This window comes from Streptomyces sp. NPDC029169 (assembly GCF_055563935.1).
Genome location: NZ_JBVHXA010000027.1, coordinates 18,683 through 44,838, shown reverse-complemented (window position 1 = coordinate 44,838; position 26,156 = coordinate 18,683). Strand labels below are relative to the sequence as shown.

Here is a 26,156-nt window from a genome sequence, read left to right as displayed (position 1 = left end):
CAGGGTCACGTGCACCTCCCTCGAAGCCGCCCCGGCGGTGCTGCTCCCCTCCTCCCCCCCCCCCCCCCCCGCCCCCCACCCCCCCCCCCCCCCCCCCCCCCCCCCCCCCCCCGCTGCACTCAGGGGTCTCTTCTCACACCTTGAGGTACTTGCGCAGCGCCACGAAGGCCGCAAGGGCCGGCATCAGCAGGCCGATGGCGAGGACGAGCGGCAGCTTGGCGAGGACGGCGTCCCAGCCGATGAAGTTGACGAGCTGCATCTTGTCGGCGAGCGCGATGCCGTGGTCGATGAGGAAGTACCGGCCGACCAGAAGCATGATGCAGGCGACGGCGCCGCCGAGGAGACCGGCGAAGGCGGCCTCCATGATGAAGGGCATCTGGATGTAGAAGCTGGACGCGCCGACCAGCCGCATGATGCCGGTCTCGCGCCGTCGGCTGAAGGCGGAGACGCGCACCGTGTTGACGATCAGCATCAGCGCGATGACCAGCATCAGCCCCATGATGCCGAGGGCGGCGATGTTCATGCCGTTCATCAGGTCGAAGAGGTTCTGCAGGATGCCGCGTTGGTCCTGGACGGACTCCACCCCGTCACGCCCGGCGAAGGCGGTGGCGACGACCTTGTACTTCTCCGGGTCGTCCAGCTTGACCCGGAACGACTCCTGCATCTGGTCGGGCGTGATGACCGAGGCGATGGCGGTGTCGCTGTACTGCTCCTTGTAGTGCTTGTAGGCCTCGTCGGTCGACTCATGGTGCACGGACTCGACGATGTCCATCTTCTTCAGATCGGCCTGGATCTGTTCCTTCTGCTGCGCGGTCACCGCACCCTTGGCGCACTTGGGAGAGGTGGCCGCGTCGTTCTTGTTGCAGAGGAAGATGGAGACGTTGACCTTGTCGTACCAGAAGTCCTTCATCGTCGAGACCTGCTCACGCATGAGCAGAGCGCCGCCGAAGAGGGCGAGCGAGAGAGCCACGGAGACGATGACGGCGAAGGTCATCGTGAGGTTGCGACGGAGACCGACGCCGATCTCCGAGAGCACGAACTGAGCGCGCATGGTGTTCTGTCCCCTACCTGCTCAGTGCTGGTATCCGTAGACGCCGCGCGCCTGGTCGCGGACGAGGCGGCCCTTTTCGAGCTCGATGACGCGCTTGCGCATCTGGTCGACGATGTTCTGGTCGTGGGTCGCCATGACGACGGTGGTCCCTGTCCTGTTGATGCGGTCGAGCAGCTTCATGATGCCGACGGAGGTCTGCGGGTCGAGGTTGCCGGTGGGCTCGTCGGCGATCAGCAGCATGGGCCGGTTGACGAAGGCCCGGGCGATGGCGACGCGCTGCTGCTCACCACCGGAGAGCTCGCCGGGCATCCGGTCCTCCTTGCCGCCGAGGCCGACGAGGTCGAGGACCTGGGGCACGGCCTTGCGGATCTCGCCGCGGGGCTTGCCGATGACCTCCTGGGCGAAGGCCACATTCTCGGCCACGGTCTTGTTGGGCAGCAGCCGGAAGTCCTGGAAGACGGTTCCGAGCTGGCGCCGCATGTGGGGCACCTTCCAGTTGGACAGCCGGGCGAGGTCCTTGCCGAGGACATGCACCTGGCCTTGGCTGCAGCGCTCCTCGCGCAGGATCAGCCGGAGGAAAGTCGACTTTCCGGAGCCGGAGGAACCGACGAGGAAGACGAACTCCCCCTTCTCGATCTCCAGGGACACATCCCGGAGCGCGGGGCGGTTCTGCTTCGGATAGGACTTGGAGACGTTGTCGAATCGGATCACGGATGCACCACGGTCGGCCGGGAGTAGGTGTGCGCGACCTTACGCGACCGGGGATGGGCTGCGCAGTCGCGGTCCCGGCTTGCGCGCTTTATCCTTTTCGCCCTTCGGGGCGGAACGGTTGCGATCCGGGTGTAATCCGACGGGGCGCGCCGAAACGCGTCGGAGCTGGCACAGTGGTAGGGGGAACGCTCGGGTGTCACCGGGCGTTGTCCTTGGTGTGAAACCCGTGTGGACCCCTGTGCGGGAGGAGGAGAGCGCATGACGTATGACCGACTGGTGTGCGCCAACTGCGCGGCCCCTGTCGCGGAGGGCCGCTGCCCCGTCTGCCGCGCGAACCGGGCGCGCCTGGGCCCGTCGACGGGTCTGACCCCGGCGATGGTGCTGGCGCTGGTGATCGCCCTGGTGGCGATGGTGGCGCTGCTCGCGGCGCTGCAGACCGCGTAGGGCTTCCGCAGGGCCTCCTCCAGGGCTCCGCATACGAGCCCGTCCGCGCCGTCCGAGCCTGACACGAGAGAGGGCCGGGGATTGTCTCCCCGGCCCTCTTCGTCATGCTTCAGGAACCTCAGACGGCGGCACGCCCGCCGCCGACCAGACGCGGGAGCATCCGGAAGCCGATGCCACCGGCGATCATGGTGGCGGCGCCGATGATCAGGAACGAGGTCTCGGCGGCGCCGGTCTCGGCCAGCTCCTCCTTGGCCTTGCCCTGCTCGACGGGCTGCGAGCCGGCGTTGTCGGTGTCGGGGTTGTTGCTGACGCACTCGGCGCCGTCGACGTCGACGGTGCAGGTGCCGGTGTCGTCGGTGGAGTCGTCACCCGGCGCGGTCGGCGCGGGGGTCTCGGGCTTCGGGTCCTCCGGCTTGGGGTCCTCGGGCTTCGGGTCCTCCGGCTTGGGGTCCTCGGGCTTGGGGTCCTCCGGCTTCGGGTCCTCGGGCTTGGGGTCCTCCGGCTTCGGGTCCTCCGGCTTCGGGTCCTCGGGCTTCGGGTCCTCCGGCTTCGGGTCCTCCGGCTTCGGGTCCTCCGGCTTCGGGTCCTCCGGCTTGGGGTCCTCGGGCTTCGGGTCCTCCGGGTTCGGGTCCTCCGGGGTGCACCCTGCCGGGTCGATCTCGCAAGGAGGGTCGTCCACCGTGATCTCGGCGGTGAGGCCGATCTCCACACCCACGGCCTGAGCCGCACCCGCCGCCGTCAGCGACGCACCGGCGGCGATCACCGCGCCGGCCGCTATACGGGCAACGCGGACCCGCGTCTTCTTCGTCATGTGCTTGCTACCCCCAGTAGCTCAACTCGTCATGGAGCAGCGTTCGGGGGCCTGGACACCGGGAGCGGTCGTCATACGTGGACCCGCCCCCGTTCACACGCGCCCCAGAGATACGCATGCCGCGTGCCACCCTTCCGAGTTTCCGCATACGCGTCAAGGTCGTTGCGCGTGCGATGCCCGAAAGATCACCAGTTGCCCGCCATGCGGGGATGCAACTGTGACGTAAACGCGGAACTTCCGCTCCCCCGGCGGCAGTTCCCTTGTCGACAAAGCGTCAGAAACGCCGACCGCCTGCTTGCGCCCGCGAATCCTTGGGCGGCCATCCGTCATTGGATACGTCAGCCCGAACGAGAACGGCGCCAGGCCCCCGCGTGCGTGCGAGGGCCCGGCGCCGTGAAGTGGAAAACCTGGGAGGCTACTTCTCCCCCTGCTTGCGCCAGCGGATGCCCGCCTCCAGGAAGCCGTCGATCTCGCCGTCCAGGACCGCCTGCGGGTTGCCGACCTCGAAGTCCGTACGGAGGTCCTTGACCATCTGGTACGGGTGCAGGACGTACGAGCGCATCTGGTTGCCCCACGAGCTGCCGCCGTCGCCCTTCAGGGCGTCCATCTTGGCGCGCTCCTCCTGGCGCTGGCGCTCGAGGAGCTTGGCCTGGAGGACGTTCATGGCGCTCGCCTTGTTCTGGATCTGGGAGCGCTCGTTCTGGCAGGAGACCACGATGCCGGTCGGGAGGTGCGTGATGCGCACCGCCGAGTCGGTCGTGTTGACGCCCTGGCCGCCCGGGCCCGACGCGCGGTAGACGTCCACGCGCAGCTCGGACTCGTCGATCTCGACGTGGTCGGACGACTCGACGACCGGCAGGATCTCGACGCCCGCGAAGGACGTCTGACGGCGGCCCTGGTTGTCGAAGGGGGAGATACGGACCAGACGGTGCGTGCCCTGCTCGACGGAGAGCGTGCCGTAGGCGTACGGCGCCTTGACCACGAACGTGGTCGACTTGATGCCGGCCTCTTCCGCGTACGAGGTCTCGTAGATCTCCGTGCCGTAGCCGTGCCGCTCGGCCCAGCGCAGGTACATGCGCTGGAGCTGCTCCGCGAAGTCGGCGGCGTCGACGCCACCCGCCTCGGCGCGGATGTTGACCAGCGCCTCGCGCTCGTCGTACTCGCCGGAGAGGAGCGTACGGACTTCCATCTCGTCCAGCGCCTTGCGCACGGAGACGAGCTCGGTCTCCGCCTCGGCGCGGGTGTCCGGGTCGTCCATCTCCTCGGCGAGCTCGAAGAGCACCCCGAGGTCGTCGATCCGGCCGCGCAGGGCCTCGGCCTTGCGGACCTCGGCCTGGAGGTGCGAAAGCTTGCTGGTGATCTTCTGCGCCGCCTCCGGGTCGTCCCAGAGGGACGGGGCCGCGGCCTGCTCTTCGAGCACGGCGATGTCGGCCCTCAGCTTTTCGAGGTCCAGGACGGCCTCGATCGACCCCATGGTCGAGGAGAGGGACTTCAGCTCTTCGGATACATCGACGACTGCCACGCGTCCAGCGTAACGGCTCACCACGAATGCCCGACCCTCGCAGACCTCCCACGGAGGCCCCGGCGAGGTGCGGGCGAGGTCCCGGCGAGGTGCCGGCGAGGCCCGGGCGAGGTGCGGGCGAGGCCCCGGCGAGGTGCGGCGAGATCCGGGCGAGGTACGGGCGAGGCCCCGGCGAGGTCCCACCGAGGTCCACCAAGGTCCCCGCGAGGCCCGTCGGCGCACGCCCCCTGGTCCGCCGAGGCCCCGGGAGGCCCTGGACACCTCTCGCCGAGGTGCCGGGGAGGTCCTGGACACCTCCCGCCGAAGTGCCGGGGGCGCACGGCCGCTGGTCCGCCGAGGCCCCGGCGAGGCCCGCCGGCGCACGGCCGCTGGACCGCCGAGGTCCCCGGGAGGTCCTGGACACCCCCGCCGAGGTGCCCGGGAGGCCTGGGACGCCTCTCGCCGAGGTCCCCGGGAGGCCGCGCCGGGCGCCCGCCCCAGCCCCGGCCCTACGGCTGGGGCGACGTCTTCGAGTCCTGTGGCGGTACGTCGGTGTCGTCGGCGGCTGCCAGGTAGCCGCCCACGCCCAGCGCGCCCGCGACGAGGAGCGCCGCGATCGAGAGGGTGATACGGCGCTTGCGGACCGTCTCCGCCTTGTGGCGGGCCGAGCCGGGGCGCCGGGCGCCGGACGGGCGTGGGGCGCGGGCGGTGCCCAGCGGGCCGCCCGCGAGCTCGTCGGGGGCGGGGACGCGCATGGAGGTGTGGGTGTCCCGGTTGGAGTCGGGGGAGGCGCCGGGGACCAGGGGGACAGCGGCCCGGCGCGGGGCGGCTCCTCCGGCGCCCGTCGGGTACGGGTCCTCCTCGCGCGGTTCCTGCGCCGGCTGCTCCGCGTCGTCGGGCTCGTCCACGTCCAGCGGGGGCAGCCCTGCGAGCAGCGGCAGGCACTCCCGTAGCCGGCTGGCCAGCTCGGCGGCGCGCAGCCGCGACGCCGGGGCCTTGGCCAGGCACTGGACGATCAGCTGCCACAGCTCCTCGGGGATGCCCGGCAGCGGAACGACCGTCTCGGTGACATGGCGGCGCAGCACGGCGCCCGGGTGGCCGCCGCCGAAGGGCGTGAAACCGGCCAGGAGCTCGTACAGGACGGTCGCGAGGGCGTAGATGTCGACGGCGGCGCGCGGCGGCAGGCCCTCGACGATCTCCGGGGCGAGGTAGTCCGGCGTACCGATGATCCGCGTCGCCTTGGTGCGGCCCGGCGTGTCGATGAGCTTGGCGACGCCGAAGTCGGTGAGGAGCGCCGGGTGGGCGCCGCCGGGGCCGAGCGGGCCCTCCATGTCGAGCAGGATGTTCTCGGGCTTGACGTCCCGGTGGACGACCCCGGCGCGGTGCGCGGCGGCGAGCCCGTCGGCGACGTCGGCGATGATCGCGACGGCCGCCTCGGGGGCGAGCCGGCGCTCGCGGTCGAGGCGGGTGCGCAGATCGGTGCCGCGGACCAGGTCCATGACGAGCGCCAGGTCGTTGCCGTCGACGACGAGGTCGCGGACGGAGACCACCCGGGGGTGGTCGAGCCCGAGGAGGGCGGTGCGCTCCTGGACGAAGCGGCCGACGAGCTCCTGGTCCGAGGCCAGGTCCTCGCGCAGCAGCTTGATGGCGACGGGGCCCTCGGGGCCCTCGCCGAGCCACACCGTGCCGGCGCTGCCCCGACCGAGGATCTGGTGGGCCGTGTAGCGGCTGCCGATATTCCGTGCCAAGACTGCTCCCTCAGCGGCTGGCGGACGCGTCAAAGTTACGCGTCCGAGGCCGCCGGTCGTCACTTCCGAGGGGAAATCACCCCTCGGAAGTCGATAAATCGGCAGTACTACCGCGTATTACTGCCCCGTACCGCCGGTAGTAGTACCACTCTCCGAGCCCGTCAGCTCCGAGACCCAGTCGGTGAAGGACGTGATCCCGTCGCCGATGGCCTCCCAGTAGCCCTTGCCCTGGGCCACCCAGTCCTGGAGCGGGGTCAGCTCCCAGATGAGCCAGCCGGCGACGAAGAACAGCACGATCGTGAAGAGGCAGCCCTTCAGGCAGCCGAGGCCCGGGATCCGCATCGGGTTTGCGCCGCGCTGACGCGGAGGACGCGGTTCACGCGGGGCGGGCGGCTGGGGAGCCGGTTGCTGCGGGGGCGCGTACTGCTGCTGCGGGGGCTGAGGAGCGTACTGCTGGGGCTGCTGCTGGTACGGCGGAGGCTGCTGCTGGTACGGCTGGGGCTGCTGACCGTACTGCTGAGGCTGGTGCTGCGGAGCCTGCGGAGGCTGCGGCTGGCGCTGCGGACGGCGGCGCAGGGGGTCCTGGCTCGGGTCCAGGTACTGCACCTGCGTCTGCTCGTTGCGGTCGCGCGCGGCGCGCAGCTGCGTCTGCCAGGGGTGCGGGTCCTCCTGCGGGGGCTGCGGCGGTACGGGAGGCATGACAGCGGTCGGGTCGGCGCCCACCGGGCCGCTGGTCGGCATGAAGCTCGTCGGCGCGGCGGGGTCGTACTGCGAGACATTGCCGCGCAGCACCTGGGTAGGGTCGGCGGCGCCGGGCGTCTCCGGGACCGGAGCGGGCGCCGGGTCGGGGGCGAGCAGCGCGCCGACGCCGTCGGCGGCCTCGATCTGGACGGGCGTGGAGTGCACGCCGATGCCGGCGGCGACCGTACGCAGCCCACGGGCCAGGTTCTCGGCGCTGGGCCGGTGGTCCGGGTTCTTGCTGAGGCAGCGCTCTATGACCGTCCACAGCGGGCCGGGCACGGTCGAGGGGCGTCGCGGCTCCTCGCTGAGATGACGGTGGAGCACTTCGAGGGCCGTGCCGCCGGCGAACGGGGGACGGCCGGTGACCAGCTCGTAGAGCAGGATGCCCGCGCCGTAGATGTCGACGGCGGAGGTCTGCGGGCGGCCCTCGGCGGACTCCGGGGCGATGTACGCGGGCGTGCCGACGAACTCGTGCGTACGGGTCAGGCCCGGGGAGTCGGCGAGGCGCGCGATGCCGAAGTCCGTGAGCATCGGGTGCATCTGGCCGCCCTGCTCGGCGAGCAGGACGTTGGCGGGCTTGAGGTCGCGGTGGACGACGCCGTCGGCGTGGCTGGCGGCGAGCGCGTCGGCGATCTGGGCGGTGAGGAGCGCGGCGGCGACCGGGGTGAGCGGGCCGTTCTCGCGGATGTAGCGGTGCAGGTCCGGGCCCTCGACGAGGTCCATGACCAGGGCCAGGACATCACCCTCGACGACCAGGTCGCGGGTGCGCACGATGTTCGGGTGGGTGAGCCGGAGCAGCACGGACCGCTCGCGCAGGAAGCGCATCACGATGTCCGCGTCGTTGGCCAGCTCCTCCTTGAGGACCTTGATCGCCACGGTCTCGTATTCGCCGCCCTCCTCTCTCCCCCTAGGAGTTCCTCCTGGGGGGACCCCCAGGCGGGCTCGCCAGACGGTGCCCGTGGCGCCGCGGCCGAGCGGCTCCTCGAGCAGGTACTTGCTGCCGATTGGCCGCACGTCACGCGCTCCCTGCTGATCGTGGTCCTGGGGTTCCCGGGTCCCTGTCATCCGTTGTGACCCGTCCGGGTGTCCGACCCACTTTAGTGCCGCCGAACGGGTCGACGGTCGACCACAGGACGGCTGATTCCGGCGCCGGACTTGTCCGAAAACAAGACGCTCCTGTCGTCCCGGTGGTTGCCGCGGAGGTCGGAAGGCGTTCTCAACCAGGCACTTTTACGTCCACAGCCGACCATTCAAGATCACTTGGAGGCGACCCGCGGGCGGGTTGTCAGCGGTAGGTGCGAGGATGCACACAGCACGCGCGTCGAGGGTCGGGAGCCCCCGCGCCGTGCCGACCTGTACCGGACCGTGTCCGTGCCGGGTGGGGGGAGGCACCGGGCGATTCCCCTGCCGGGCACCACGCGCAGAAGGGACCGCTGACGGCGATGCAGATCAGGCTGACCGTCCTCGCGCCGCACGCCGGGCACGGCGCGGGCCGCGCGTGCGACGTGCTCGTCACCGCTCCGGCGGGGACGGCGCTGGCCGCCGTGGCCTCCGGTCTGGCCGCGGCCGTCTCCGGCCCCGACACGTCCTTGTCCGGTTCGACCGTGCTCTACGCGGGCCGGGAGCGGCTCGACGCGCGGCGCTGCTCGCTCGGTGAGCCCCCGCTGGTCGACGGCGCGGTGCTCACGCTCCAGGTCCCCGGCGAGGACGACCGGCCGGACGAGAGCGCCGCGGCCCGGCTGCACGTGGTCGCGGGGCCCGACGCGGGCGGTGTGCACCTGCTGCACCGTGGCCCGATCAGGGTCGGCCGCTCCCTGGACGCGGACGTTCCGCTCGACGACCCGGACGTCTCCCGGGTGCACTGCACGGTGACGGTCGGGGACGACGGCCGGGTCACGGTCGCGGATCTCGGCTCCACGAACGGAACGACGCTGGACGGCGCCCCGGTCGGCGCCCGCCCCGTCCGGCTGCAGCCCGGTGCACTGCTGCGCCTCGGCGAGTCCGCCCTCCGCCTGACGGGCCCGGACGACCACGGCACGGACACACTCCCGACAACCCCGGACGGCGAGGGCCACCTGCGGGTGGAGCGCGGGAGGGGTGGGGTGGACGCGCACGGGTCCGGTGGGGGGTCGGGGTCGGGGGTCGGGTCGGGGTACGGGTCCGGGGTCGGCTCGGGATCCGACTCGGGATCCGACTCGGGCACTGGCTCCGACTCCGGCCGGTACGGGACGGGGACGGGCGTCGGCTCGGGCTCCGGGTACGGCGGGTACGGGACGGGCGCGGGGTCCGGATTCGGCTCGGGATTCGGGTCCGGCACGGGCACAGGCACAGGCACGGCCTCCGGCCGGTACGGGACGGGTGCCGACTCGGGCTCCGGCCCGTACGGGACGGGCTCGGGATCCGGGTCCGGCACAGGCACGGGCTCCGGCTGGGGGTCCGGCCAGTACGGGACGGGTACAGGTGCCCTGGACGGCGCCAGCCCGTACAGCGGGCACGGCGCGCACGACGCGCACGGCCACGGTGGGCAGGACGCGACCCACGGTGGCTTGCCCACGCACGCGCGTGCCGAGGAGTTCGCGGACGGCGACGGCGAGGGCGCGGGCGAGGCGCACAGCAGGACCCGGCAGACCGGCCGCCCGGCGGCTTCCCCGCGCGGCAAGCGCGGGATAGGAGCGTGGGCCCGGCGGTTCGCCGGTGCCAGGGAGGACCTGCCGGCCCCGGGCGCCGGCGTCGGTACGGACACCGGTGGCCGCCACGGCGGGGACCGCGGCGCCGGTCCTGCGACGCCGAGCGCCGAGACCTGGCCCGACCCGGCGGCCGTGCTGCTCACCGCGCTCGGCCCGGGCCCCCGGCTCTGGGAGCGCGGACCCGACCACCCCGAGGCCCTCGTCGTCCGGCTCGGCACGACCGACCGGGCCGAGTTGTCCGGCGTGCCCGTCACCGTCGGGCTGCGCGAGGCCGGTTCCCTCGGGCTCGCCGGCCCCGGCGACCGGCTGGCCGGTGTCGCCCGCTCCGTCGTGGCCCAGCTCGCCGCCCTGCACTCCCCCTCCGACCTGGAGATCGTGCTGATCAGCGCGGACCGGAGCCGTTCCCTGGAGGAGCGGCGCCGGGCCTGGGGCTGGCTCGGCTGGCTGCCGCATCTCCGACCGGCCCACGGCCAGGACTGCCGCCTGCTCCTCGCGTACGACCGCGATCAGGCCCATGCCCGTACGGCGGAGCTGACCCGGCGGCTCGACGACGGGCCGCTCGGACCCGGCTGGCCGAGCGCCGACCGCGCGGCCGTCGCCGAGGCCGCGGCGCGGTACGAAGGACCCGTCACGGTCGTGATCGTGGACGGCGACCCCGGAACGGCGGCGCTGCGCGAGACCACCGCGCGGCTCGCCGGGGCGGGGGCGGCCGCCGGAATCCACCTGCTCTGCCTGGCCGAGGCGCCGGCCGCGTCGCCGACCTCCCCGGTCGCCGCGACCTATGAGAGCGCGTGCGCGGCCTCGCTCGCCTTCCGCGAGTGCGGGGCGGTCGCCCTGCTGAGCGGCGACGTGGCGACGGCGCTGCGGCTGCTGCGTACGGCGGGGGGCCGGGCCGCGGGCCACGGGACCGTCGGCGTGGTGGACGCGGTGTCGGTCGCCTGGGCGGAGCGTTTCGGGCGGGCGGTCGCGCCGCTGCGTACGGACGCCCCCGCCGCGCACGGGGGGCGGACGGCCGCGACGGCGCTGCCCCGGTCCGCCCGGCTGCTGGACGAACTCGGCCTGGCGCGGGCCACGCCGGCCTCGCTGATGGCCCGGTGGGCCGCGGCGGGCGACGGGACGGCGGTCCTGGGCGCCGGGCCGCGCGGGCCGGTGTCCGTCGACCTGACGGAGGAGGGCCCGCATCTGCTGATCGAGGGGCCCGCGGGCAGTGGGCGGACGGAGCTGCTGCGCTCGATCGCCGCGTCGCTCGCGGCCGGTGGCCGCCCGGACCGGCTGGGCCTGCTGCTCGTGGACGGGGCGGGCGGTGAGCGCGGCGAGGGCCTCGCGGCGTGTACGGAGCTGCCGCACGTGACCGAGCGCCTGGTGGCGTGCGACCCGGTACGGATGCGGGAGTTCGCCCAGGCGCTGGGCGCGGAGCTGAAGCGCAGGGCGGAGATCCTGGGCGACGGGCACTTCGCGGACCGCCAGGCCGCGGCGCGCATGATCGGCCAGCGCCCGCCGAGCGCGGCGGAGAGCATGCCCCCGGGCGCCCGGATCCCGGAGGCCCGGACGGGCGAACCCACGAGCCGCCCGAGCGGCCGCACCCTGCGCACGGGCGACGGCCCGGTCGGCGACCGCCCGGGCACGGACGCCCTCCCGTACGGCCCCGGCGCCCGCACGCCCTACCGACCGGACGCCACCGGCGCCGACGACCTCGACCCCCGCCCGAGCGGCCGAACCCCCCGCCCCGGCGCCGACGACCTCACGTACCGCCCGAGCGGACGGACACCCCGCACCGGCAACGGAAGGACCGGCGGCGACACCACTGGCCTAAACCCCGGCGCCGACGACCTCACATACCTCCCGAGCGGCCGCACGCACCGCACCGGCGACGGAACCCTCACCGACCAACCCAGCGGCCGAACCCCCCGCCCCGGCGCCGATGACCTCACGTACCTCCCCAGCGGGCGGACCGTCCGCACCGGTGCCGACGATCTCGGCGATCGGCTGCCGCGCCAGGGCGACGGGGATCTCGGCGACCGGCCCAGCGATCGGCTGCCCCGCCCGGCCGACGGGAATCTCGGCGACCGGCCCAGCGGGCGTGTTCTCAGGGCGGGCGGCGACGGGGATCTCGGGGACCGGGTGTCCGGGCGGGTGCCGCGGCACGCTGGGGAGCCGGAGGCGCGTCCGGTGCGGGCGGAGGCGGGCGACGAGGCCGCCGCGCTGCCCCGCCTCGTCGTGCTGGTCGACGACTTCGACGCGCTCGTCGCGCCCGCGCTCGGTTCGCCCGGGCGGCCCGCCGCCGGGTCCGTCGTACGGGCCCTGGAAGCCGTGGCGCGCGGCGGTGCGCGGCTCGGCGTGCACCTGGTCGCGACATCGGCGCGCCCGGACCGTACGGCCGACACCGAGCTGGCCCACGGCGCCCGGCTGCGGATCGTGCTCGACGCGGCCCCCGTCGCGGCCGGTCCCGACGACCCCGCGCCCGGCCGGGGACGGCTCGGTCACCCGGACGGCCGGGTGACCCCGTTCCAGGCCGGTCGGGTCACCGGCCGCATCCCGCGCACGGCGACGCTCCGCCCGACCGTCGTCCCGCTGGAGTGGGAGCGGATGGGCGACCCGCCCACCCGCAGACCCGTCCGCGAACTGGGCAACGGCCCGACCGACCTGGCTCTCCTCGCCAGCGCCCTCGACCGTGCCGCCCGCTCCCTCGACGCCACCCCGATCTCGCCCCTCAGCCCCGCGACCCGCGCCTGACCCGCACCTGACCCCCGCCTGACCTCCGCCTGACACCACGTCACGAGCCCATTACGATCCCCCACTTGACCCCACGTGGCACGGAAGGCGGTATTGCGGGGCCCCGGCCCCCGGCGTAGACCTGAGCGCACGGGACACGCACCGCGCACAGGAGAGACGGGGCAGAAATGCGTACAACTCTTCGTACACGCAGGGCCGCACAGACCGTCGCCACGGTCACCGCACTCACCCTCGGACTGGCCCTCGCCGGCTGCGGCGACGGTGGCAAGGACGGGACGCAACCAGGTCCGCCGGCGGCATCCACGGGCTCATTGACCCTGCCCTCCCTCAAGGGCGAGAAGGTCGAGGTCGCCGCCGTCTGGACCGGCCCGGAGCAGGAGAACTTCACCAAGGTCCTGAAGGAGTTCGAGAAGCGCACCGGCGCCACCGTCACCTTCGTGCCCGCCCAGGACCCGATCGTGAACTTCCTCGGCACGAAGATCGCCGGCGGCTCCCCGCCCGACGTCGCGATGCTCCCCCAGGTCGGCGCGATCCAGCAGGCCGCCGCCCAGAAGTGGCTGAAACCGGTCGGCCCCGAGACCGAGGCGCAGCTCGCGAAGAACTACTCCCAGGGCTGGCGGGACCTCGGCGCCGTGGACGGCACCCAGTACGGCGTGTACTTCAAGGCCGCCAACAAGTCGCTGATCTGGTACAACAGCGCCGCCTTCGAGAACGCGGGCGCCACCGAGCCCAAGACCTGGAAGGACTTCCTGACCACCGCCGAGACGATCTCGGCCTCCGGCGTCACCCCGGTCTCCGTCGGCGGCGCGGACGGTTGGACGCTGACGGACTGGTTCGAGAACATCTATCTCTCCCAGTCGGGCCCGGCGAAGTACGACCAGCTCGCCAAGCACGAGATCAAGTGGACCGACGCGTCCGTCACCCAGGCGCTCACCACCCTCGCCGAGCTGTTCGGCAAGCCGACGCTGATCGCGGGCGGCGCGGACGGCGCGTTGCAGACCGAGTTCCCCCTCTCGGTCACCCAGACCTTCACGGGCGGCGACCAGCCGAAGGGCGCGATGGTCTTCGAGGGCGACTTCGCCGCCGTCAACATCGGACAGACCAGCGCGAAGATCGGTACGGACGCGAAGGTCTTCCCGTTCCCGGCGGTGGGTGCGGCCTCCCCGGTCGTCACCGCGGGCGACGCGGCCGTGGCCCTGAAGGACACCAAGGGCGCCCAGGCCCTGCTGACCTTCCTCGCCTCCCCGGACGCGGCCGCGATCTGGGCGGGCGCGGGCGGCTTCCTCTCCCCCAACAAGAACATGAACCTGACGGCGTACCCGAACGACGTCCAGCGCGAGATCGCCAAGGCGCTCCTGGAGTCCGGGGACGACTTCCGCTTCGACATGTCGGACCAGATGCCGCAGTCGTTCGGCGGCACGCCCGGCAAGGGCGAGTGGAAGGCGCTGCAGGACTTCCTGAAGAACCCGAAGGACATCGCGGGGACCCAGGCGCGCCTGGAGGCCGATGCGGCCAAGGCGTACAAGAGCTGACGCCGTGGCGACCGTGGGCCCTTCCCGAGTCACCGGCACGCGCAGGACGATCGCGGCGGGGTTCCTCCTCCCCGCCCTGGTCCTGCTCGGCGCGCTCGTCGTCTACCCCATCGGGTACTCCGTCCAGCGCTCGTTCTTCGACAAGTCCGGGGACTCCTTCGCCGGGCTCGACAACTACGTCGCCCTCTTCACGGACGACACGATCCTCACCGCCGTACGGAACAACGCGATCTGGGCGGTCGTCGCCCCGGCCGTCGCGACCGCCCTCGGCCTGATCTTCGCGGTGCTCACCGAACGGGTGCGCTGGGGCACGGCGTTCAAGCTGATCGTCTTCATGCCCATGGCGATCTCGATGCTGGCGGCCGGAATCATCTTCCGGCTGGTGTACGAGCAGGATCCGGACCGCGGTGTCGCCAACGCGGTCTGGGTGGGCGTCCACGACACCTTCGCCGAGTCCTCCGGCTTCCCCCGGGCCCGCCCGCTGCCGGTGCATCCGATCGAGGAGGCGGGCGGCGGCGCGTACGTCACGAAGAGTCCGGTCCGTGCGGGAGAGCCGGCGCGGCTGCCGCTGATCGGTGTCGCGCCGGCGCAGATGCCGAAGGACGCCCGGCCGGCGCACGAACCGCCGCCGGAGGCCGGCCGTGTCACCGGCACCGCCTGGCTGGACTTCACCAAGGGCGGCGGCGGGAAGCAGAACGCCGTCGACCCGAAGGAGCTCGGCCTCAAGGGGCTGCGGATCGAGGCGGTGAAGGACGGGACGGTGGTGGCCACGACACGGGCGGCGGCCGACGGCTCGTTCACCCTCCCGGCCTCCGCCGACGGCGCCCTGCTGCGGCTGCCGGCGAGCAACTTCCGCGAGCAGTACAACGGGGTGGAGTGGCTCGGCCCCTCGCTCGTCACCCCGGCGGTCATCGGCAGTTACGTGTGGATGTGGGCCGGGTTCGCGATGGTCCTGATCGCGGCCGGTCTCGCGAGCGTGCCGCGGGAGCTGATGGAGGCCGCGCGCGTCGACGGGGCGAACGAGTGGCAGGTCTTCCGCCGGATCACCGTCCCGCTCCTCGCGCCGGTCCTCGCGGTCGTCCTCGTGACGCTGATGATCAACGTGCTGAAGATCTTCGACCTGGTCTTCATCATCGCGCCGGGCTCGGCACAGGACGACGCGAACGTGCTCGCGCTCCAGCTGTACCGCTCGTCCTTCGGCACGGACGCGGACCTCGGGATCGGCTCCGCCATCGCCGTCCTGCTGCTCCTGCTGGTGATCCCGGTGATGGCGTTCAACATCCGCCGGATGCGAAGGGAGGCCCGCAGGTGACGGCATCGAACGAAGGCGACGTGAACCCTCGGCCCGGCTCGCGACCGGCAACGGGGCGCGACTCAGGACCGGCCGCTCGCCCTTCAGCACAACCGGCCGCACGACCGTCCACCGGGCTCGGCTCCCGACCGGCAGCGCGACCGGTCCCTCCGCTCGGCTCCCGACTGGCCGCCCGGGCCGCGGGCGGCGCGATGCGGGTCTTCCTCGTCCTCGTCGGACTCTTCTGGCTGTTGCCGACGATCGGGCTGCTGCTCTCCTCGCTCCGCGGCCCCTCTGACATCAGCGAGAGCGGCTGGTGGCACGTCTTCACCACCCCCGCCCAGCTCACGGCCGAGAACTACGCGGCGCTCCTCTCCAACGAGACGATCACCCGCTCCCTCCTCTCCACCGTCCTGATCACCGTCCCGGCCACGCTCCTGGTCCTGGTCATCGGCTCGCTCGCCGGGTACGCCTTCGCCTGGCTGGACTTCCCCGGCCGCGACTGGTGGTTCCTGGTGGTCGTCGGGCTGCTCGTGGTCCCGGTGCAGGTCGCGCTGGTGCCCGTCTCGAAGCTCTTCGGCGCGATCGGCGTCTTCGAGACGACGTTCGGGGTCGTCCTCTTCCACACCGCGTTCGGGCTGCCGTTCGCGATCTTCCTGCTGAGGAACTTCTTCGCGGAGATCCCCAAGGAGCTCCTGGAGGCGGCACGCCTCGACGGGGCGGGCGAGATCCGGCTCTTCACCCGGGTCGTGATGCCGCTCGGCGGTCCGGCGATCGCCTCGCTCGGCATCTTCCAGTTCCTGTGGGTATGGAACGACATGCTGATCGCGCTGATCTTCGCGGACTCCGAGTCCCCGCCGATCACGGTCGCGCTGCAGCAGCAGGTGCGGCAGTTCGGGAACAACATCGACGTACTCGCGCCGGGCGCGTTCCTGTCGATGGTGATCCCGCTGGCGGTCTTCTTCGCGTTCCAGCGGCAGTTCGTCTCGGGGGTGATGGCGGGCGCGGTGAAGTAGCCGCGCCTGCCGAGCCCGCGGAGGAGGTGGTGGCGGCGTACGAGGCGTTCACCAAGAAGGGCTGACAAAACATCTTGAAACCGCCCAAACCGCAATAGAGTGCGGTTTCGATGACGACGCATCGCAACCGCACCCCGCCGCCCCCACCCGAGCCGGGCCCCGGCCCGCACCCCACGCCGGGCCCCGCCCCCGCCTGCGCGCCACCGGAACCGGCTCCGGGCGGTACGTCCACGTGCGCACCCGCACCCCCCGCTCTCACCGGCTCCCCCTTCGATTCGGACACCTTCACCTCGGCCACCTTCGTCTCGGTCGGCCGCGGCCCCGCCCTCGCGCTCACCGTGGTCTGGACCCTCACCCGCGCCGGCATGCTGCTGCTCCTGCTGCGCGACACCCTGGGCGTCGGCGGGGTCGGCCGCGAGGTGTACGTCCTCTACCAGCTCTGGTACCGGCAGTTCGCCCACGGCGCCTTCCCCGTGGACGACGTCACCTGGCAGTACCCGCCGGGCGCCGGGCTGGTGATCATGGGCCCCGGGCTGCTGCCCTGGCTCACGTACTTCCAGGCCTTCGTCACCCTCACCCTCCTCGCGGACGCCGCCGTCGCGCTGGCCCTCGCCCGCGCCGACAGCAGCCGCGTCACGCACGGCGCCTGGGTCTGGGTCTGCGGACTCCCCCTGCTCCTGCACATCCCCCTCGCCCGGTACGACGTCCAGGTCACCGCCCTCGCCGTGCTCGCCCTCCTCGCGCTGACGGCCCGCCCGGCCGCCGCGCACCGGCTCGGCGGCGTCCTCGGCGGCGTGCTCGCCGGGCTCGGCGCGATGGTCAAGGTGTGGCCGGTGCTCACCCTGATCGGCACGCCCCGGGGCCGTACCACCCGCGATGCCTGGATCTCCGCCGCCGCCACGGCCGCCGCCCTCCTCGCGACCCTCGCGCTCTGCTTCTCCCACTCGCTCGGCTTCCTGTGGCAGCAGGGCAGCAGGGGCATCCAGATCGAGTCGCTCGGCGGCACCGCGCTCGGGCTCGCCCGAGCCGCCGGAGGTTGGCCGGGCACGGTCGAGTACCGCTACGGCGCCTTCGAGTACGTCGGCCCGTACGTCTCCAGCGTGGGCCGGCTTGCACTGCTCCTGACCACCCTCGCCTTCGTCTGGCTGCTGGTCTGGCGGCTGCGGGCGCGCACCTGGACCGAGGCGACCCCGCTGGACGCGGCGCTCGCCGCCGTCCTGCTCTTCACCGTCACCAGCCGGGTGATCAGCCCGCAGTACCTGATCTGGCTGCTCGGCCTCACCGCCGTCTGTCTGACCTCGCGCCGGACGGTGATGCGTCCGGTGGCGCTGCTGCTCCTGCCGGCGGCCGGGCTGAGCTCGCTCGCGTACCCCGTCCTCTACGACGAGGTGGTGGCTGGCACCTGGATGGGCGTGACGGTCATGGTGGTCCGCAACGGGCTGCTGCTCGTGGCGGCGCTGCTGGCGGCCCGCCGCCTGTGGACCTCGACGACACAGGCATAGACGACAGGCATAGCCGAAGGGGCCCCACCGGACGAACCGGCGAGGCCCCTTCACACGAACACGTACCGACTAGCCGTGCGAACGCAGCAGCTGCCGCATCGTCCGCATCGCCACCGACAGGTTCGCCAGGTCGAAGGTCTCCGAGCCCTGGATCTCCTCAAGGGTGGTGCGCGCCCGGCCGAGGATCGCCGAGTTCCTCTGCTCCCAGGCCTTGAAGCGCTCCTCCGGCGTCGAGGTCCCGTTGCCCGCCGACAGCACGTCCGCCGTGAGGGCGGCGTGCGCGGCGAACAGGTCCTCGCGGATGGAGGCGCGGGCCATCGACTGCCACCGGTCGGCGCGCGGCAGTTCGATGATGCGGTCCATGAGCTGGGTGATCCGCAGCCGGTCGGCCAGGTCGTAGTAGACCTCGGCGACCGCCATCGGGTCCTTGGCCGTGCGGTCCGCGATCGCGACGATGTCGAGCGTCGGGAAGGCGGAGGAGAAGCCGGCGACCCGCAGGGCGAGCTCCTCCGGCACGCCGAGCCCGGTCAGCTCCTCCAGGATCGACTCGTACCACTCCAGGTCCGCGCCGCGCAGCAGCTGCGGCAGCTCGCCCCAGACCTCCTCCACGCGCGCGCCGAAGAACTCGATCGTCTCGGCGAGCTGGAGCGGCTGCGCACGGTTGCCGAGCAGCCAGCGCGTACCGCGCTCGACCAGCCGGCGGGAGTGCAGCCGCATCCGGGTCTGGACGTCGGCCGGGACCTGGTTGTCGAGCGCCTCGACGGCGTCCCAGACCTCGCCCAGCCGGAAGATGGCGCGGGCGGCGGTCTGCGCGCGGACGATCTCCTCGACCGACGCGCCGGTCTCCTCGCGGAGGCGGTGCAGGAAGGTCGAGCCACCGGTGTTGACGGTGTCGTTGACCAGGACCGTGGTGATGATCTCGCGGCGCAGCGGGTGGCTGTCGACCGCCTCGGCGAACTTCTCGCGCAGCTGCGTCGGGAAGTACGCGTGGAGCAGACCGCGCAGGTACGGGTCGTCCGGCAGCTCCGTGTGGATCAGGCTGTCGGCCACCGTGATCTTGGTGTACGCGAGGAGGACGGCGAGCTCCGGCTGGCTCAGGCCCTTGCCGGTGTTGAGCAGCTCGCGGATCTGCCGGTCGTTGGGCAGGAACTCCAGCGAACGGTCCAGGAGTCCGTCGCGGCCCAGCCGGCGCATGAAGCGCTGGTGGGCGTGGAGCAGCGACGGCGACTGGGCGACCGCGTTGGCCAGGGCCACGTTCTGCGCGTAGTTGTTGCGCAGCACGAGCCCGCCGACCTCGTCGGTCATCTCGGCGAGGATCTTGTTGCGCTGCTTGACGGTCATGTCGCCCTCGACGACGAGCCCGTTGAGCAGGATCTTGATGTTGACCTCGTGGTCGGAGGTGTCCACGCCGGCGCTGTTGTCGATGGCGTCGGTGTTGACCTTGCCGCCCTCGCCGGCGGGGCCGCCCTTGCGGGCGAACTCGATGCGGCCGAGCTGGGTCAGACCGAGGTTGCCGCCCTCGCCGACGACCTTGACCCGCAGGTCCTCGCCGTTGACGCGGATGGCGTCGTTCGCCTTGTCGCCGACGTCGGCGTGCGACTCGGCGGCCGACTTGACGTACGTACCGATGCCGCCGTTCCACAGCAGGTCGACGGGCGCGTGCAGGATCGTCTGCATCAGCTCGGCCGGGGTCATCTTGGTGATGCCGGCCTCGATGCCGAGGGCCGCGCGCATCTGCGCGTTGACCGGGATCGACTTGGCGCTGCGGGGGTGGATGCCGCCGCCCGCGGACAGCAGCTCCGTCTTGTAGTCGGCCCAGGAGCTGCGGGGCAGCTCGAAGAGGCGGCGCCGCTCGGCGTACGAGACGGCCGCGTCCGGGTTCGGGTCGATGAAGATGTGCCGGTGGTCGAAGGCCGCGACGAGCCGGATGTGCTCACTCAGCAGCATGCCGTTGCCGAAGACGTCGCCGGACATGTCGCCGACGCCGACGACCGTGAAGTCCTGGGTCTGGGTGTCGTGGCCCAGCTCGCGGAAGTGCCGCTTGACGGACTCCCAGGCGCCGCGGGCGGTGATGCCCATGCCCTTGTGGTCGTAGCCGGCCGAGCCGCCCGAGGCGAAGGCGTCGCCGAGCCAGAAGCCGTAGGAGACGGCGACCTCGTTGGCGATGTCGGAGAAGGTCGCGGTGCCCTTGTCGGCGGCGACGACGAGGTAGGTGTCGTCCTCGTCGTGGCGGACCACGTCGGTCGGCGGGACGACCTCGCCCGCGACCAGGTTGTCGGTGATGTCGAGGAGCGCGGAGATGAAGGTCCGGTAGCTCGCGATGCCCTCGGCCAGCCAGGCGTCACGGTCCAGGGACGGGTCCGGGAGCTGCTTGGCGACGAAGCCGCCCTTGGCGCCGACGGGCACGATGACGGTGTTCTTCACCATCTGCGCCTTGACCAGGCCGAGGATCTCGGTACGGAAGTCCTCACGGCGGTCGGACCAGCGCAGACCGCCTCGGGCGACCTTGCCGAAGCGCAGGTGGACGCCCTCGACACGCGGCGAGTACACCCAGATCTCGTACGCCGGGCGAGGCGCGGGGAGGTCGGGGATGGCCTGCGGGTCGAACTTCATCGAGACGTACGAGTGCGGCCCGCCGTCGCCGTTCTGCTGGAAGAAGTTCGTCCGCAGGGTGGCCTTGATGACGGTGAGGAAGGAGCGCAGGATGCGGTCCTCGTCCAGGCTCGCGACCTGGTCGAGGGCGGCGTCCAGCTCCTCGAGGAGGGCCTCGATCAGCTCGATGCCGGCGCGCTGGCGCTCCGGGGACATCCGGGCCTCGAAGAGCGAGACGAGCAGCCGGGTGGTGTGGACGTTGTTGCGGAGGGTGTCCTCCATGTAGTCCTGGCTGAACGTCGAACCGGCCTGGCGCAGGTACTTCGCGTAGGCGCGCAGCACCATGGCCTGGCGCCAGGTCAGCCCGGCGGAGAGCACCAGCGCGTTGAAGCCGTCGTTCTCGGCCTCGCCGGTCCAGGTCGCGGCGAACGCCTCCTGGAACCGCTCACGGGCGTCGTCGGAGAATGACTGGCCGTTGGTCGTCGGGGAGGGCATCCGCAGACCGAAGTCGTAGACCCAGGCGTGCGTGCGGTCGGCGCAGCGCAGCTCGTACGGACGCTCGTCGATGACCTCGACGCCGAGCCGGTTGAGCACCGGGAGCACGGCGGAGAGGGAGATCTGAGCGCCTGCCTTGTAGATCTTGAAGCGACGCTCGCCGGGGGCGGCGCCGACCGGCTCGTACAGCGAGAGCGCGAACTCCTTGCCGCTGTGGCTCAGCTGCTCCAGGTGGACCAGGTCGGCCACGGCCGCGCGCGGCGAGTGGTCGGCCTTGTAGCCCTCGGGGAAGGCGTTGCCGTACTTGCGCAGCAGCGCGGCGGCGCGCTCCTCGCCGAGCTCGGCGTTGAGGGCCTCGGCGAAGCCGTCGGCCCAGGAGCGGGCGGCCTCGACGAGCCGGGCCTCGATGCGCTCCTTGTCGGCGTCGGTGAGGTGGGTCAGCTCGGTGCCGGGGGCGACGCGCACGACGAAGTGCAGCCGGGTGAGCACCGACTCGGTGCTCATGAGCGTGAAGTCGACGCTCGTACCGTCGAGCTCTTCCTTCAGGATGTCCGTCAACCGCTCGCGCACGGTGGTGTTGAAGCGGTCGCGCGGCAGGTAGACGAGGGCCGAGTAGAAGCGGCCGTACTCCTCCTGGCGCAGGTAGAGCCGCAGCCGGCGCCGTTCCTGGAGGTAGAGGACGCTGGTGACGATCTCGCGCAGCTCGTCGGGCGGGGTCTGGAAGAGCTCGTCGCGCGGGTACGTCTCCAGGATCTGGAGCAGGTCGCGCCCGTCGTGGCTGTTCGGCGAGAAGCCGGCGCCGTCCAGGACCTCCTGGACCTTGCGGCTGACGACCGGAACGCGACGGACGGACTCGGTGTACGCGGCGGACGAGAACAGCCCCAGGAACCGCCGCTCCCCGATGACGTTGCCCTGCTCGTCGAACTTCTTCACGCCCACGTAGTCGAGGTACGAGGGCCGGTGCACGGTCGCCCGGCTGTTCGCCTTCGTCAGGATCAGCAGCTTGTGCTCGCGCGCCTTGGCGCGGGCGTCGGCGGGCAGGCGGCTGAAGGACGGCGAGACGGGGTGGGCGTGGTGGTCGTCGTCGCCGCTGTGCTGCGGGTCGGAGCGCAGGATGCCGAGGCCGGTACCCGGGACGGCGGCCAGCGCGTCCCCGTTGACCAGCTCGTACTCGCGGTAGCCGAGGAAGGTGAAGTGGTCGGCGGCGAGCCAGCGCAGCAGCTCGCGGGCCTCTTCGACCTCGGTCGGCCGCAGATCGTCGGCGGTGGGCTCGTCCGGCAGGCCGTCGGCGATGCGCAGCGCGGCGTCGCGCATCTTCTCCCAGTCCTCGACCGTCTCGCGGACGTCGGACAGGACGCGGAGCAGGTCGGTGGTGATCTGCTTGAGGTCGGCGCGGTCGGTCTCGCGGTCGATCTCGACGTGGATCCAGGACTCGATGAGCGCGTCGTGGGGCAGGTCGCCCTCGGGCTCGGTGGTCAGGACCTCGATGAGCTTGCCGGTCAGGTCACGGCGGACGAGGACCTGCGGGTGGATCACGACGTGGATGCCGCGGCCCTGGCGCGAGAGCTCGTTCGTCACGGAGTCGACGAGGAAGGGCATGTCGTCGGTGACGACCTCGACGACGGAGTGGCTGCAGGTCCAGCCGTTCTCCTCGACCGTCGGGGTGTGGACGCGGACGTTCGCGGTGCCCTGGGGGCGGTTCTCCGCGAGCCGGTAGTGCGAGAGAGCGGCGCCGAAGACGTCCTCGGGGTCGCGGTCCGCGATGTCCTCGGGCGCGGTGTGCAGGTAGTAGCGCTGGAGGTAGTCGAGCACGGTGTCCCCGTCCGGGCGCTTCCCGTCCTCGGGCCCCGTCGGAAGTTGCCCCCCGACCGGGCCGGTCTCAGCTACCCGGGCGGCCCGCGTGAGCAGCTCGGCCTTGGCTTCGTCCAGCTTGGTCTGCATGTCCTCTGGCTCCTGTCGCGCGCCGTTGCGTGACGTCTGTGGAAGAAATGGCACAACGCCACGACGCGGTGTTACCGGTCGAGGTCGACGTTATGCCGGGATGAGAGGTGTCCGAGCCGATATCGGCCATTGTCGGCGCGGGGCCCGGACGGAAGGGATCAGCGAACGCCATGTCGGCCCGGCCGCGGTAGCGGACCGGGCGAGAGCCGGGGGCTTCGCTGCCCCCTCGGCGTATCGCGCTGATCACGGGAAAAGCCTATCGCTCCCGCCCCCCGTGTCGTCATGGTCCGTATGTGTACAAAAGAGGGGGTGGAAGTTTGACGTTATGGACAGCGACACATGTCCTCTTGGCAAAGCGGGCCGTCGCGGGCAACGTGGACCGCGGGGGCACGACCATCCGGGCTCGGGGAGTCGACATGGCAAAGATCTTGATCGTGACCGGGGACGCGGCGGAGTCGCTGGAGGTGATGTACCCGTACCAGCGCCTCCTGGAGGAGGGGTACGAGGTCCACATCGCGGCCCCCGCCCGCAAGCAGCTCCGCTTCGTCGTCCACGACTTCGAGCCGGGCTACGACACGTACACCGAGAAGCCGGGCTACACCTGGCCCGCGGACCTGGCGTTCTCGGAGGTGGATCCGGGCGACTACGTGGCCGTGGTGATCCCGGGCGGCCGGGCGCCGGAGTACCTCCGCAACGACCCGGAGCTCCGCAAGATCCTGAAGTCCTTCTTCGACGCGGACAAGCCGGTGGCCCAGATCTGCCACGGCCCCCTCCTGACGGCGGCGATCGGCAGCCTGGAGGGCCGCAGGGTCACGTCGTACCCCGCCCTGGAACTCGACATGCAGGCGGCAGGCGCGACCTTCCAGGACACGGAGGCGGTGGTCGACGGCACCCTGGTCTCCTCCAGGGCCTGGCCGGACCACCCGACCTGGATGCGCGAATTCCTGAAGGTGCTACGCGGGACGGTCTGACGGCGGGGCGCGGGGCTGCCGGCGAGACGAAGGGCTGACGCGGGGCGGGACCGACGTCGCGGGTCGGCGGCTGCCGGCCGCGCAGCGGGAGCCGCAGCCGCCGGCGGGCGGCGCGCGGCGGGCGGCGCGCGGCGCCGCAGCCGCAGCTGCCGACGGCGCTCAGCCACCAGCGGGTCGACCCGCAGTCGACATCTCAGTCGCACGGGCGGTGCGGGTGGGAACCCCAGCCCGGCCAGAGGCCGGGCGCACACCCACCGGCCGGGACCGGCCCCGCACCGCCCCCTACGCCAGCTCCTCCGCGACAGCCACCGCCTCCGCCAGCGAGTCCACCACCGGCACCCCCGCCGCCTGCAACGACCGCCGACTGTGCGACCCGCCCGTGTACAGAACCGCCCGCGCCCCCACATGCGCCGCCGCCCGCGCGTCGTCCGCCGCGTCCCCGATGACGACCACCCGATCGGCCGGAACGCCCACCAGCGCCTTCAGATGACGGACCATGTGCGCGGACTTCCCGTCCGTCGAGGACCCGACCCGCCCGTCCACCCGGACGAACCGCTCCTCGATCCCGTGCCTCCGCACCAGCGGTATCAGCTCCGCGTGCGGCGCCAGCGAGAGCAGCGACTGCGTGAACCCCGACTCCTGCCGCGCGGCCAGCAGCTCCGCCGCCCCGGCCGTCAGCCCACACCCGTCGGCCCGCTGCCAGTAGTGCCGGTGGAAGGCGCCGTCCATCAGCACCCACTCGGCGTCCGTGGGCAGCCGCCCCATCAGCCGTTCGTAGAACTTCGGCACGGGCACCGTGTACAGCTCGCGGTACCGCGCGAGCGTGATCGGCTCAAGGCCCAGCTCGGCGAACGCCGCGTTCGTCGCCCCGATGACCGCCTCGATGTCGTCGAGCAGCGTGCCGTTCCAGTCCCAGACCAGGTGCTTACCGTGCTTCCCCATGAGAAGCCACGGTACCTGCACCCACCGACAGCCCGGACGAGAAAGCTCAGCCCAGCAGCCCGGGAATCTCCTGCACCCCGTACCAGAGCAGCTCGTGGTCCTCGGCGCCGTCGACGACGAACTGCGCGTCGTCATCGCCCAGGTCCGCCGCGCCCAGCGCGTCCGCCGCCGCCGAGACGTCCGCCTCCGCGTCGTCCGCGTCGGCGTGAACGGCCGCGGCCTTGGACAGCGGTACGGCCTCGGCGATACGGACCTCGCCCAGCGACCCGACGTCGAGCCCCCGGTCGGGGTCGACGACCGCATCCTTGTCCGGCACGTCGACGGCGACGACGATCCGGCGCCGCGCGGCCGAGGGGTCCCCGGCGAGCTGGCGCAGCGAAGCGGCCGCGGCGCGGCTGAGCGCCGCGTACTCGAGCTCCTCGATGTCGTCCGAGACGTACCACTCGCGCAGGGCGGGGGTGACGGCGTAGGCGGTCAGCGGGCCGGGGCCCAGTTCGCCCGCCTTGTGCGCCTGTGCGAGACCGGGGAGGGTCAGGGGGACGTACACGCGCATGGCTGGCCGCTTTCGTAGTCGGAAACGCCCTCAGGATACGTGCGGAGTCCCCCTTCGGGGTCCTCAGGCCGCCGTCTCGTCGGTCCACCCGAGGCATCCCCGCGCCCCGCGCCGGCAGACCCGTAAGGCCGCCCCGTCACTCTGATAGGTGAACCGGCCGAACGGCCGCCCGGGCGTCCACTCCGCCTTGCGAGCCCGCGAGGCCCGCCCGTACAAGATCCCCAACAGAAGTTACCGCCCGGTAGACCGCCGGGCGCATACGGAAGCGGGGACCCCCATGGACAGCACCACCACGACGATCGCGCCGACAGCGACCGACACCCACGCGACCACCACCCCCACGTCCCCCACACACACCCGCCCGGATCCGGCCGCCTCGACCACGCGCCCCCGTACCCCCCGTCCCCGCTCCGCTCCTCGCGGCCCCGCCGGCACCGGGCCCCGCGGCTCTGCGGGCACGCGCCCCGCAACCTCCTCCCGCGTCCGTACGGCGCCGCGGATGCTGCCCACCCATGCCCACTTCGCCGAGCGTCTCCTGCTCGTCCTGAGCGGCAGCCGCCCCGTTCACTGGATGCTGGGCCAGACCGTGGGCGAGGCGTACGAGCAGCTGGTCCAGCTCGCCCCCATGGCTCCCTTCGAGGGGCATGCCATCCGCCCTGTCCTCCGCAGCTGTTACGTCCAGCGGAGCCAGGGCGCCATGGAGGCCTTCGCGACCATCGCCACGGGCGAGCGCGTCAGGGCCATGGCCTTCCGCCTGGAGCAGGGCGCCGACGGCCGCTGGCGCTGCGCCGCCGTAGAGCTGGACGGCCTCCACGCGCGCGTGCCCGCGCAAGCCCGCCCATGAGACACCCCTCACCGCCCACCCACGACGAAGGGGCCGACCACCTCACCAGG

At 72.3% G+C, this 26,156-nt stretch carries 17 protein-coding genes; 8 read left to right on the top strand and 9 right to left on the bottom strand.

Annotated elements, in window-relative coordinates; genetic code table 11:
* Positions 1 to 133: 133 nt before the first annotated feature.
* The gene (gene ftsX / locus ACZ4VI_RS33620) at positions 134 to 1,051 is read right to left on the bottom strand and encodes a permease-like cell division protein FtsX (protein WP_468005537.1); all 918 of its coding nucleotides are present in this window, start codon (positions 1,049 to 1,051) and stop codon (positions 134 to 136) included.
* 21 nt (positions 1,052 to 1,072) lie between these two features.
* Positions 1,073 to 1,762: a cell division ATP-binding protein FtsE gene (ftsE, locus tag ACZ4VI_RS33615; RefSeq protein ID WP_137989051.1), complete on the bottom strand. Its 690-nt coding sequence runs from the start codon at positions 1,760 to 1,762 to the stop codon at positions 1,073 to 1,075.
* A gap of 258 nt (positions 1,763 to 2,020) precedes the next feature.
* On the opposite strand from ftsE, the gene ACZ4VI_RS33610 reads away from it, so the two are divergent.
* On the top strand, positions 2,021 to 2,206 hold the full coding sequence (locus ACZ4VI_RS33610; RefSeq protein ID WP_468005536.1) for a hypothetical protein: 186 nt from the start codon (positions 2,021 to 2,023) through the stop codon (positions 2,204 to 2,206).
* A gap of 118 nt (positions 2,207 to 2,324) precedes the next feature.
* Here ACZ4VI_RS33610 and ACZ4VI_RS33605 read toward each other — a convergent pair whose 3' ends face one another.
* From ACZ4VI_RS33605 to ACZ4VI_RS33590, 4 genes are all read right to left on the bottom strand, one after another.
* Entirely contained in the window at positions 2,325 to 3,017 is a 693-nt protein-coding gene (locus ACZ4VI_RS33605; protein WP_468005534.1) for an LPXTG cell wall anchor domain-containing protein, read from the bottom strand.
* Between the two features lie 415 nt (positions 3,018 to 3,432).
* Complete coding sequence (prfB, locus tag ACZ4VI_RS33600; RefSeq protein ID WP_468005533.1) at positions 3,433 to 4,539, bottom strand: peptide chain release factor 2; 1,107 nt, start codon at positions 4,537 to 4,539, stop codon at positions 3,433 to 3,435.
* Positions 4,540 to 5,027: 488 nt separating this feature from the next.
* On the bottom strand, positions 5,028 to 6,266 hold the full coding sequence (locus ACZ4VI_RS33595) for a serine/threonine-protein kinase (RefSeq protein ID WP_468005531.1): 1,239 nt from the start codon (positions 6,264 to 6,266) through the stop codon (positions 5,028 to 5,030).
* 117 nt (positions 6,267 to 6,383) lie between these two features.
* Entirely contained in the window at positions 6,384 to 8,021 is a 1,638-nt protein-coding gene (locus tag ACZ4VI_RS33590) for a serine/threonine-protein kinase (RefSeq protein ID WP_468005529.1), read from the bottom strand.
* A 428-nt stretch (positions 8,022 to 8,449) separates the two neighbouring features.
* On the opposite strand from ACZ4VI_RS33590, the gene ACZ4VI_RS33585 reads away from it, so the two are divergent.
* From ACZ4VI_RS33585 to ACZ4VI_RS33565, 5 genes are all read left to right on the top strand, one after another.
* Positions 8,450 to 12,427, top strand: coding sequence for an FHA domain-containing protein (locus ACZ4VI_RS33585; RefSeq protein ID WP_468005528.1), 3,978 nt, complete (start codon positions 8,450 to 8,452; stop codon positions 12,425 to 12,427).
* A gap of 167 nt (positions 12,428 to 12,594) precedes the next feature.
* On the top strand, positions 12,595 to 13,959 hold the full coding sequence (locus ACZ4VI_RS33580) for an ABC transporter substrate-binding protein (protein WP_468005526.1): 1,365 nt from the start codon (positions 12,595 to 12,597) through the stop codon (positions 13,957 to 13,959).
* A complete protein-coding gene (locus ACZ4VI_RS33575) occupies positions 13,934 to 15,271 on the top strand; it encodes a carbohydrate ABC transporter permease (protein ID WP_468005524.1) in 1,338 nt (445 codons plus the stop codon). The genes ACZ4VI_RS33580 and ACZ4VI_RS33575 overlap by 26 nt, the downstream gene beginning before the upstream one ends.
* Positions 15,272 to 15,462: 191 nt before the next feature.
* The gene (locus ACZ4VI_RS33570) at positions 15,463 to 16,266 is read left to right on the top strand and encodes a carbohydrate ABC transporter permease (RefSeq protein ID WP_468005522.1); all 804 of its coding nucleotides are present in this window, start codon (positions 15,463 to 15,465) and stop codon (positions 16,264 to 16,266) included.
* 110 nt (positions 16,267 to 16,376) lie between these two features.
* Positions 16,377 to 17,768, top strand: a complete 1,392-nt coding sequence (locus ACZ4VI_RS33565) for a glycosyltransferase 87 family protein (protein ID WP_468005521.1) — start codon at positions 16,377 to 16,379, stop codon at positions 17,766 to 17,768.
* Positions 17,769 to 17,837: 69 nt separating this feature from the next.
* On the opposite strand, the gene ACZ4VI_RS33560 is transcribed toward ACZ4VI_RS33565, so the two are convergent.
* Complete coding sequence (locus ACZ4VI_RS33560) at positions 17,838 to 22,796, bottom strand: NAD-glutamate dehydrogenase (RefSeq protein ID WP_468005520.1); 4,959 nt, start codon at positions 22,794 to 22,796, stop codon at positions 17,838 to 17,840.
* 416 nt (positions 22,797 to 23,212) lie between these two features.
* Between ACZ4VI_RS33560 and ACZ4VI_RS33555 the strand changes: the two genes are divergently transcribed.
* Positions 23,213 to 23,767: a DJ-1/PfpI family protein gene (locus ACZ4VI_RS33555; RefSeq protein ID WP_468005518.1), complete on the top strand. Its 555-nt coding sequence runs from the start codon at positions 23,213 to 23,215 to the stop codon at positions 23,765 to 23,767.
* Between the two features lie 282 nt (positions 23,768 to 24,049).
* On the opposite strand, the gene ACZ4VI_RS33550 is transcribed toward ACZ4VI_RS33555, so the two are convergent.
* Complete coding sequence (locus tag ACZ4VI_RS33550) at positions 24,050 to 24,709, bottom strand: HAD family hydrolase (protein ID WP_468005516.1); 660 nt, start codon at positions 24,707 to 24,709, stop codon at positions 24,050 to 24,052.
* A 46-nt stretch (positions 24,710 to 24,755) separates the two neighbouring features.
* On the bottom strand, positions 24,756 to 25,262 hold the full coding sequence (locus ACZ4VI_RS33545; protein WP_468005515.1) for a DUF6912 family protein: 507 nt from the start codon (positions 25,260 to 25,262) through the stop codon (positions 24,756 to 24,758).
* Positions 25,263 to 25,761: 499 nt separating this feature from the next.
* On the opposite strand from ACZ4VI_RS33545, the gene ACZ4VI_RS33540 reads away from it, so the two are divergent.
* Positions 25,762 to 26,106 carry an Rv3235 family protein gene (locus tag ACZ4VI_RS33540; protein ID WP_468005513.1) on the top strand — a complete coding sequence of 115 codons (345 nt, stop codon included), beginning with the start codon at positions 25,762 to 25,764 and terminating at the stop codon, positions 26,104 to 26,106.
* Positions 26,107 to 26,156 lie beyond the last annotated feature (50 nt).

Bases quoted from the DNA above. Each gene is read 5' to 3' on its own strand.
- ACZ4VI_RS33580 (WP_468005526.1), top strand. From the start codon at position 12,595: ATGCGTACAACTCTTCGTACACGCAGGGCCGCACAGACCGTCGCCACG.
- ACZ4VI_RS33605 (WP_468005534.1), bottom strand. From the start codon at position 3,017: ATGACGAAGAAGACGCGGGTCCGCGTTGCCCGTATAGCGGCCGGCGCG.
- ACZ4VI_RS33550 (WP_468005516.1), bottom strand. From the start codon at position 24,709: ATGGGGAAGCACGGTAAGCACCTGGTCTGGGACTGGAACGGCACGCTG.
- ACZ4VI_RS33565 (WP_468005521.1), top strand. From the start codon at position 16,377: ATGACGACGCATCGCAACCGCACCCCGCCGCCCCCACCCGAGCCGGGC.
- ACZ4VI_RS33560 (WP_468005520.1), bottom strand. From the start codon at position 22,796: ATGCAGACCAAGCTGGACGAAGCCAAGGCCGAGCTGCTCACGCGGGCC.
- ACZ4VI_RS33575 (WP_468005524.1), top strand. From the start codon at position 13,934: ATGCGGCCAAGGCGTACAAGAGCTGACGCCGTGGCGACCGTGGGCCCT.
- ACZ4VI_RS33585 (WP_468005528.1), top strand. From the start codon at position 8,450: ATGCAGATCAGGCTGACCGTCCTCGCGCCGCACGCCGGGCACGGCGCG.
- ftsX (WP_468005537.1), bottom strand. From the start codon at position 1,051: ATGCGCGCTCAGTTCGTGCTCTCGGAGATCGGCGTCGGTCTCCGTCGC.
- ACZ4VI_RS33540 (WP_468005513.1), top strand. From the start codon at position 25,762: ATGCTGCCCACCCATGCCCACTTCGCCGAGCGTCTCCTGCTCGTCCTG.
- ACZ4VI_RS33610 (WP_468005536.1), top strand. From the start codon at position 2,021: ATGACGTATGACCGACTGGTGTGCGCCAACTGCGCGGCCCCTGTCGCG.
- ACZ4VI_RS33555 (WP_468005518.1), top strand. From the start codon at position 23,213: ATGGCAAAGATCTTGATCGTGACCGGGGACGCGGCGGAGTCGCTGGAG.
- ACZ4VI_RS33545 (WP_468005515.1), bottom strand. From the start codon at position 25,262: ATGCGCGTGTACGTCCCCCTGACCCTCCCCGGTCTCGCACAGGCGCAC.
- ACZ4VI_RS33570 (WP_468005522.1), top strand. From the start codon at position 15,463: ATGCGGGTCTTCCTCGTCCTCGTCGGACTCTTCTGGCTGTTGCCGACG.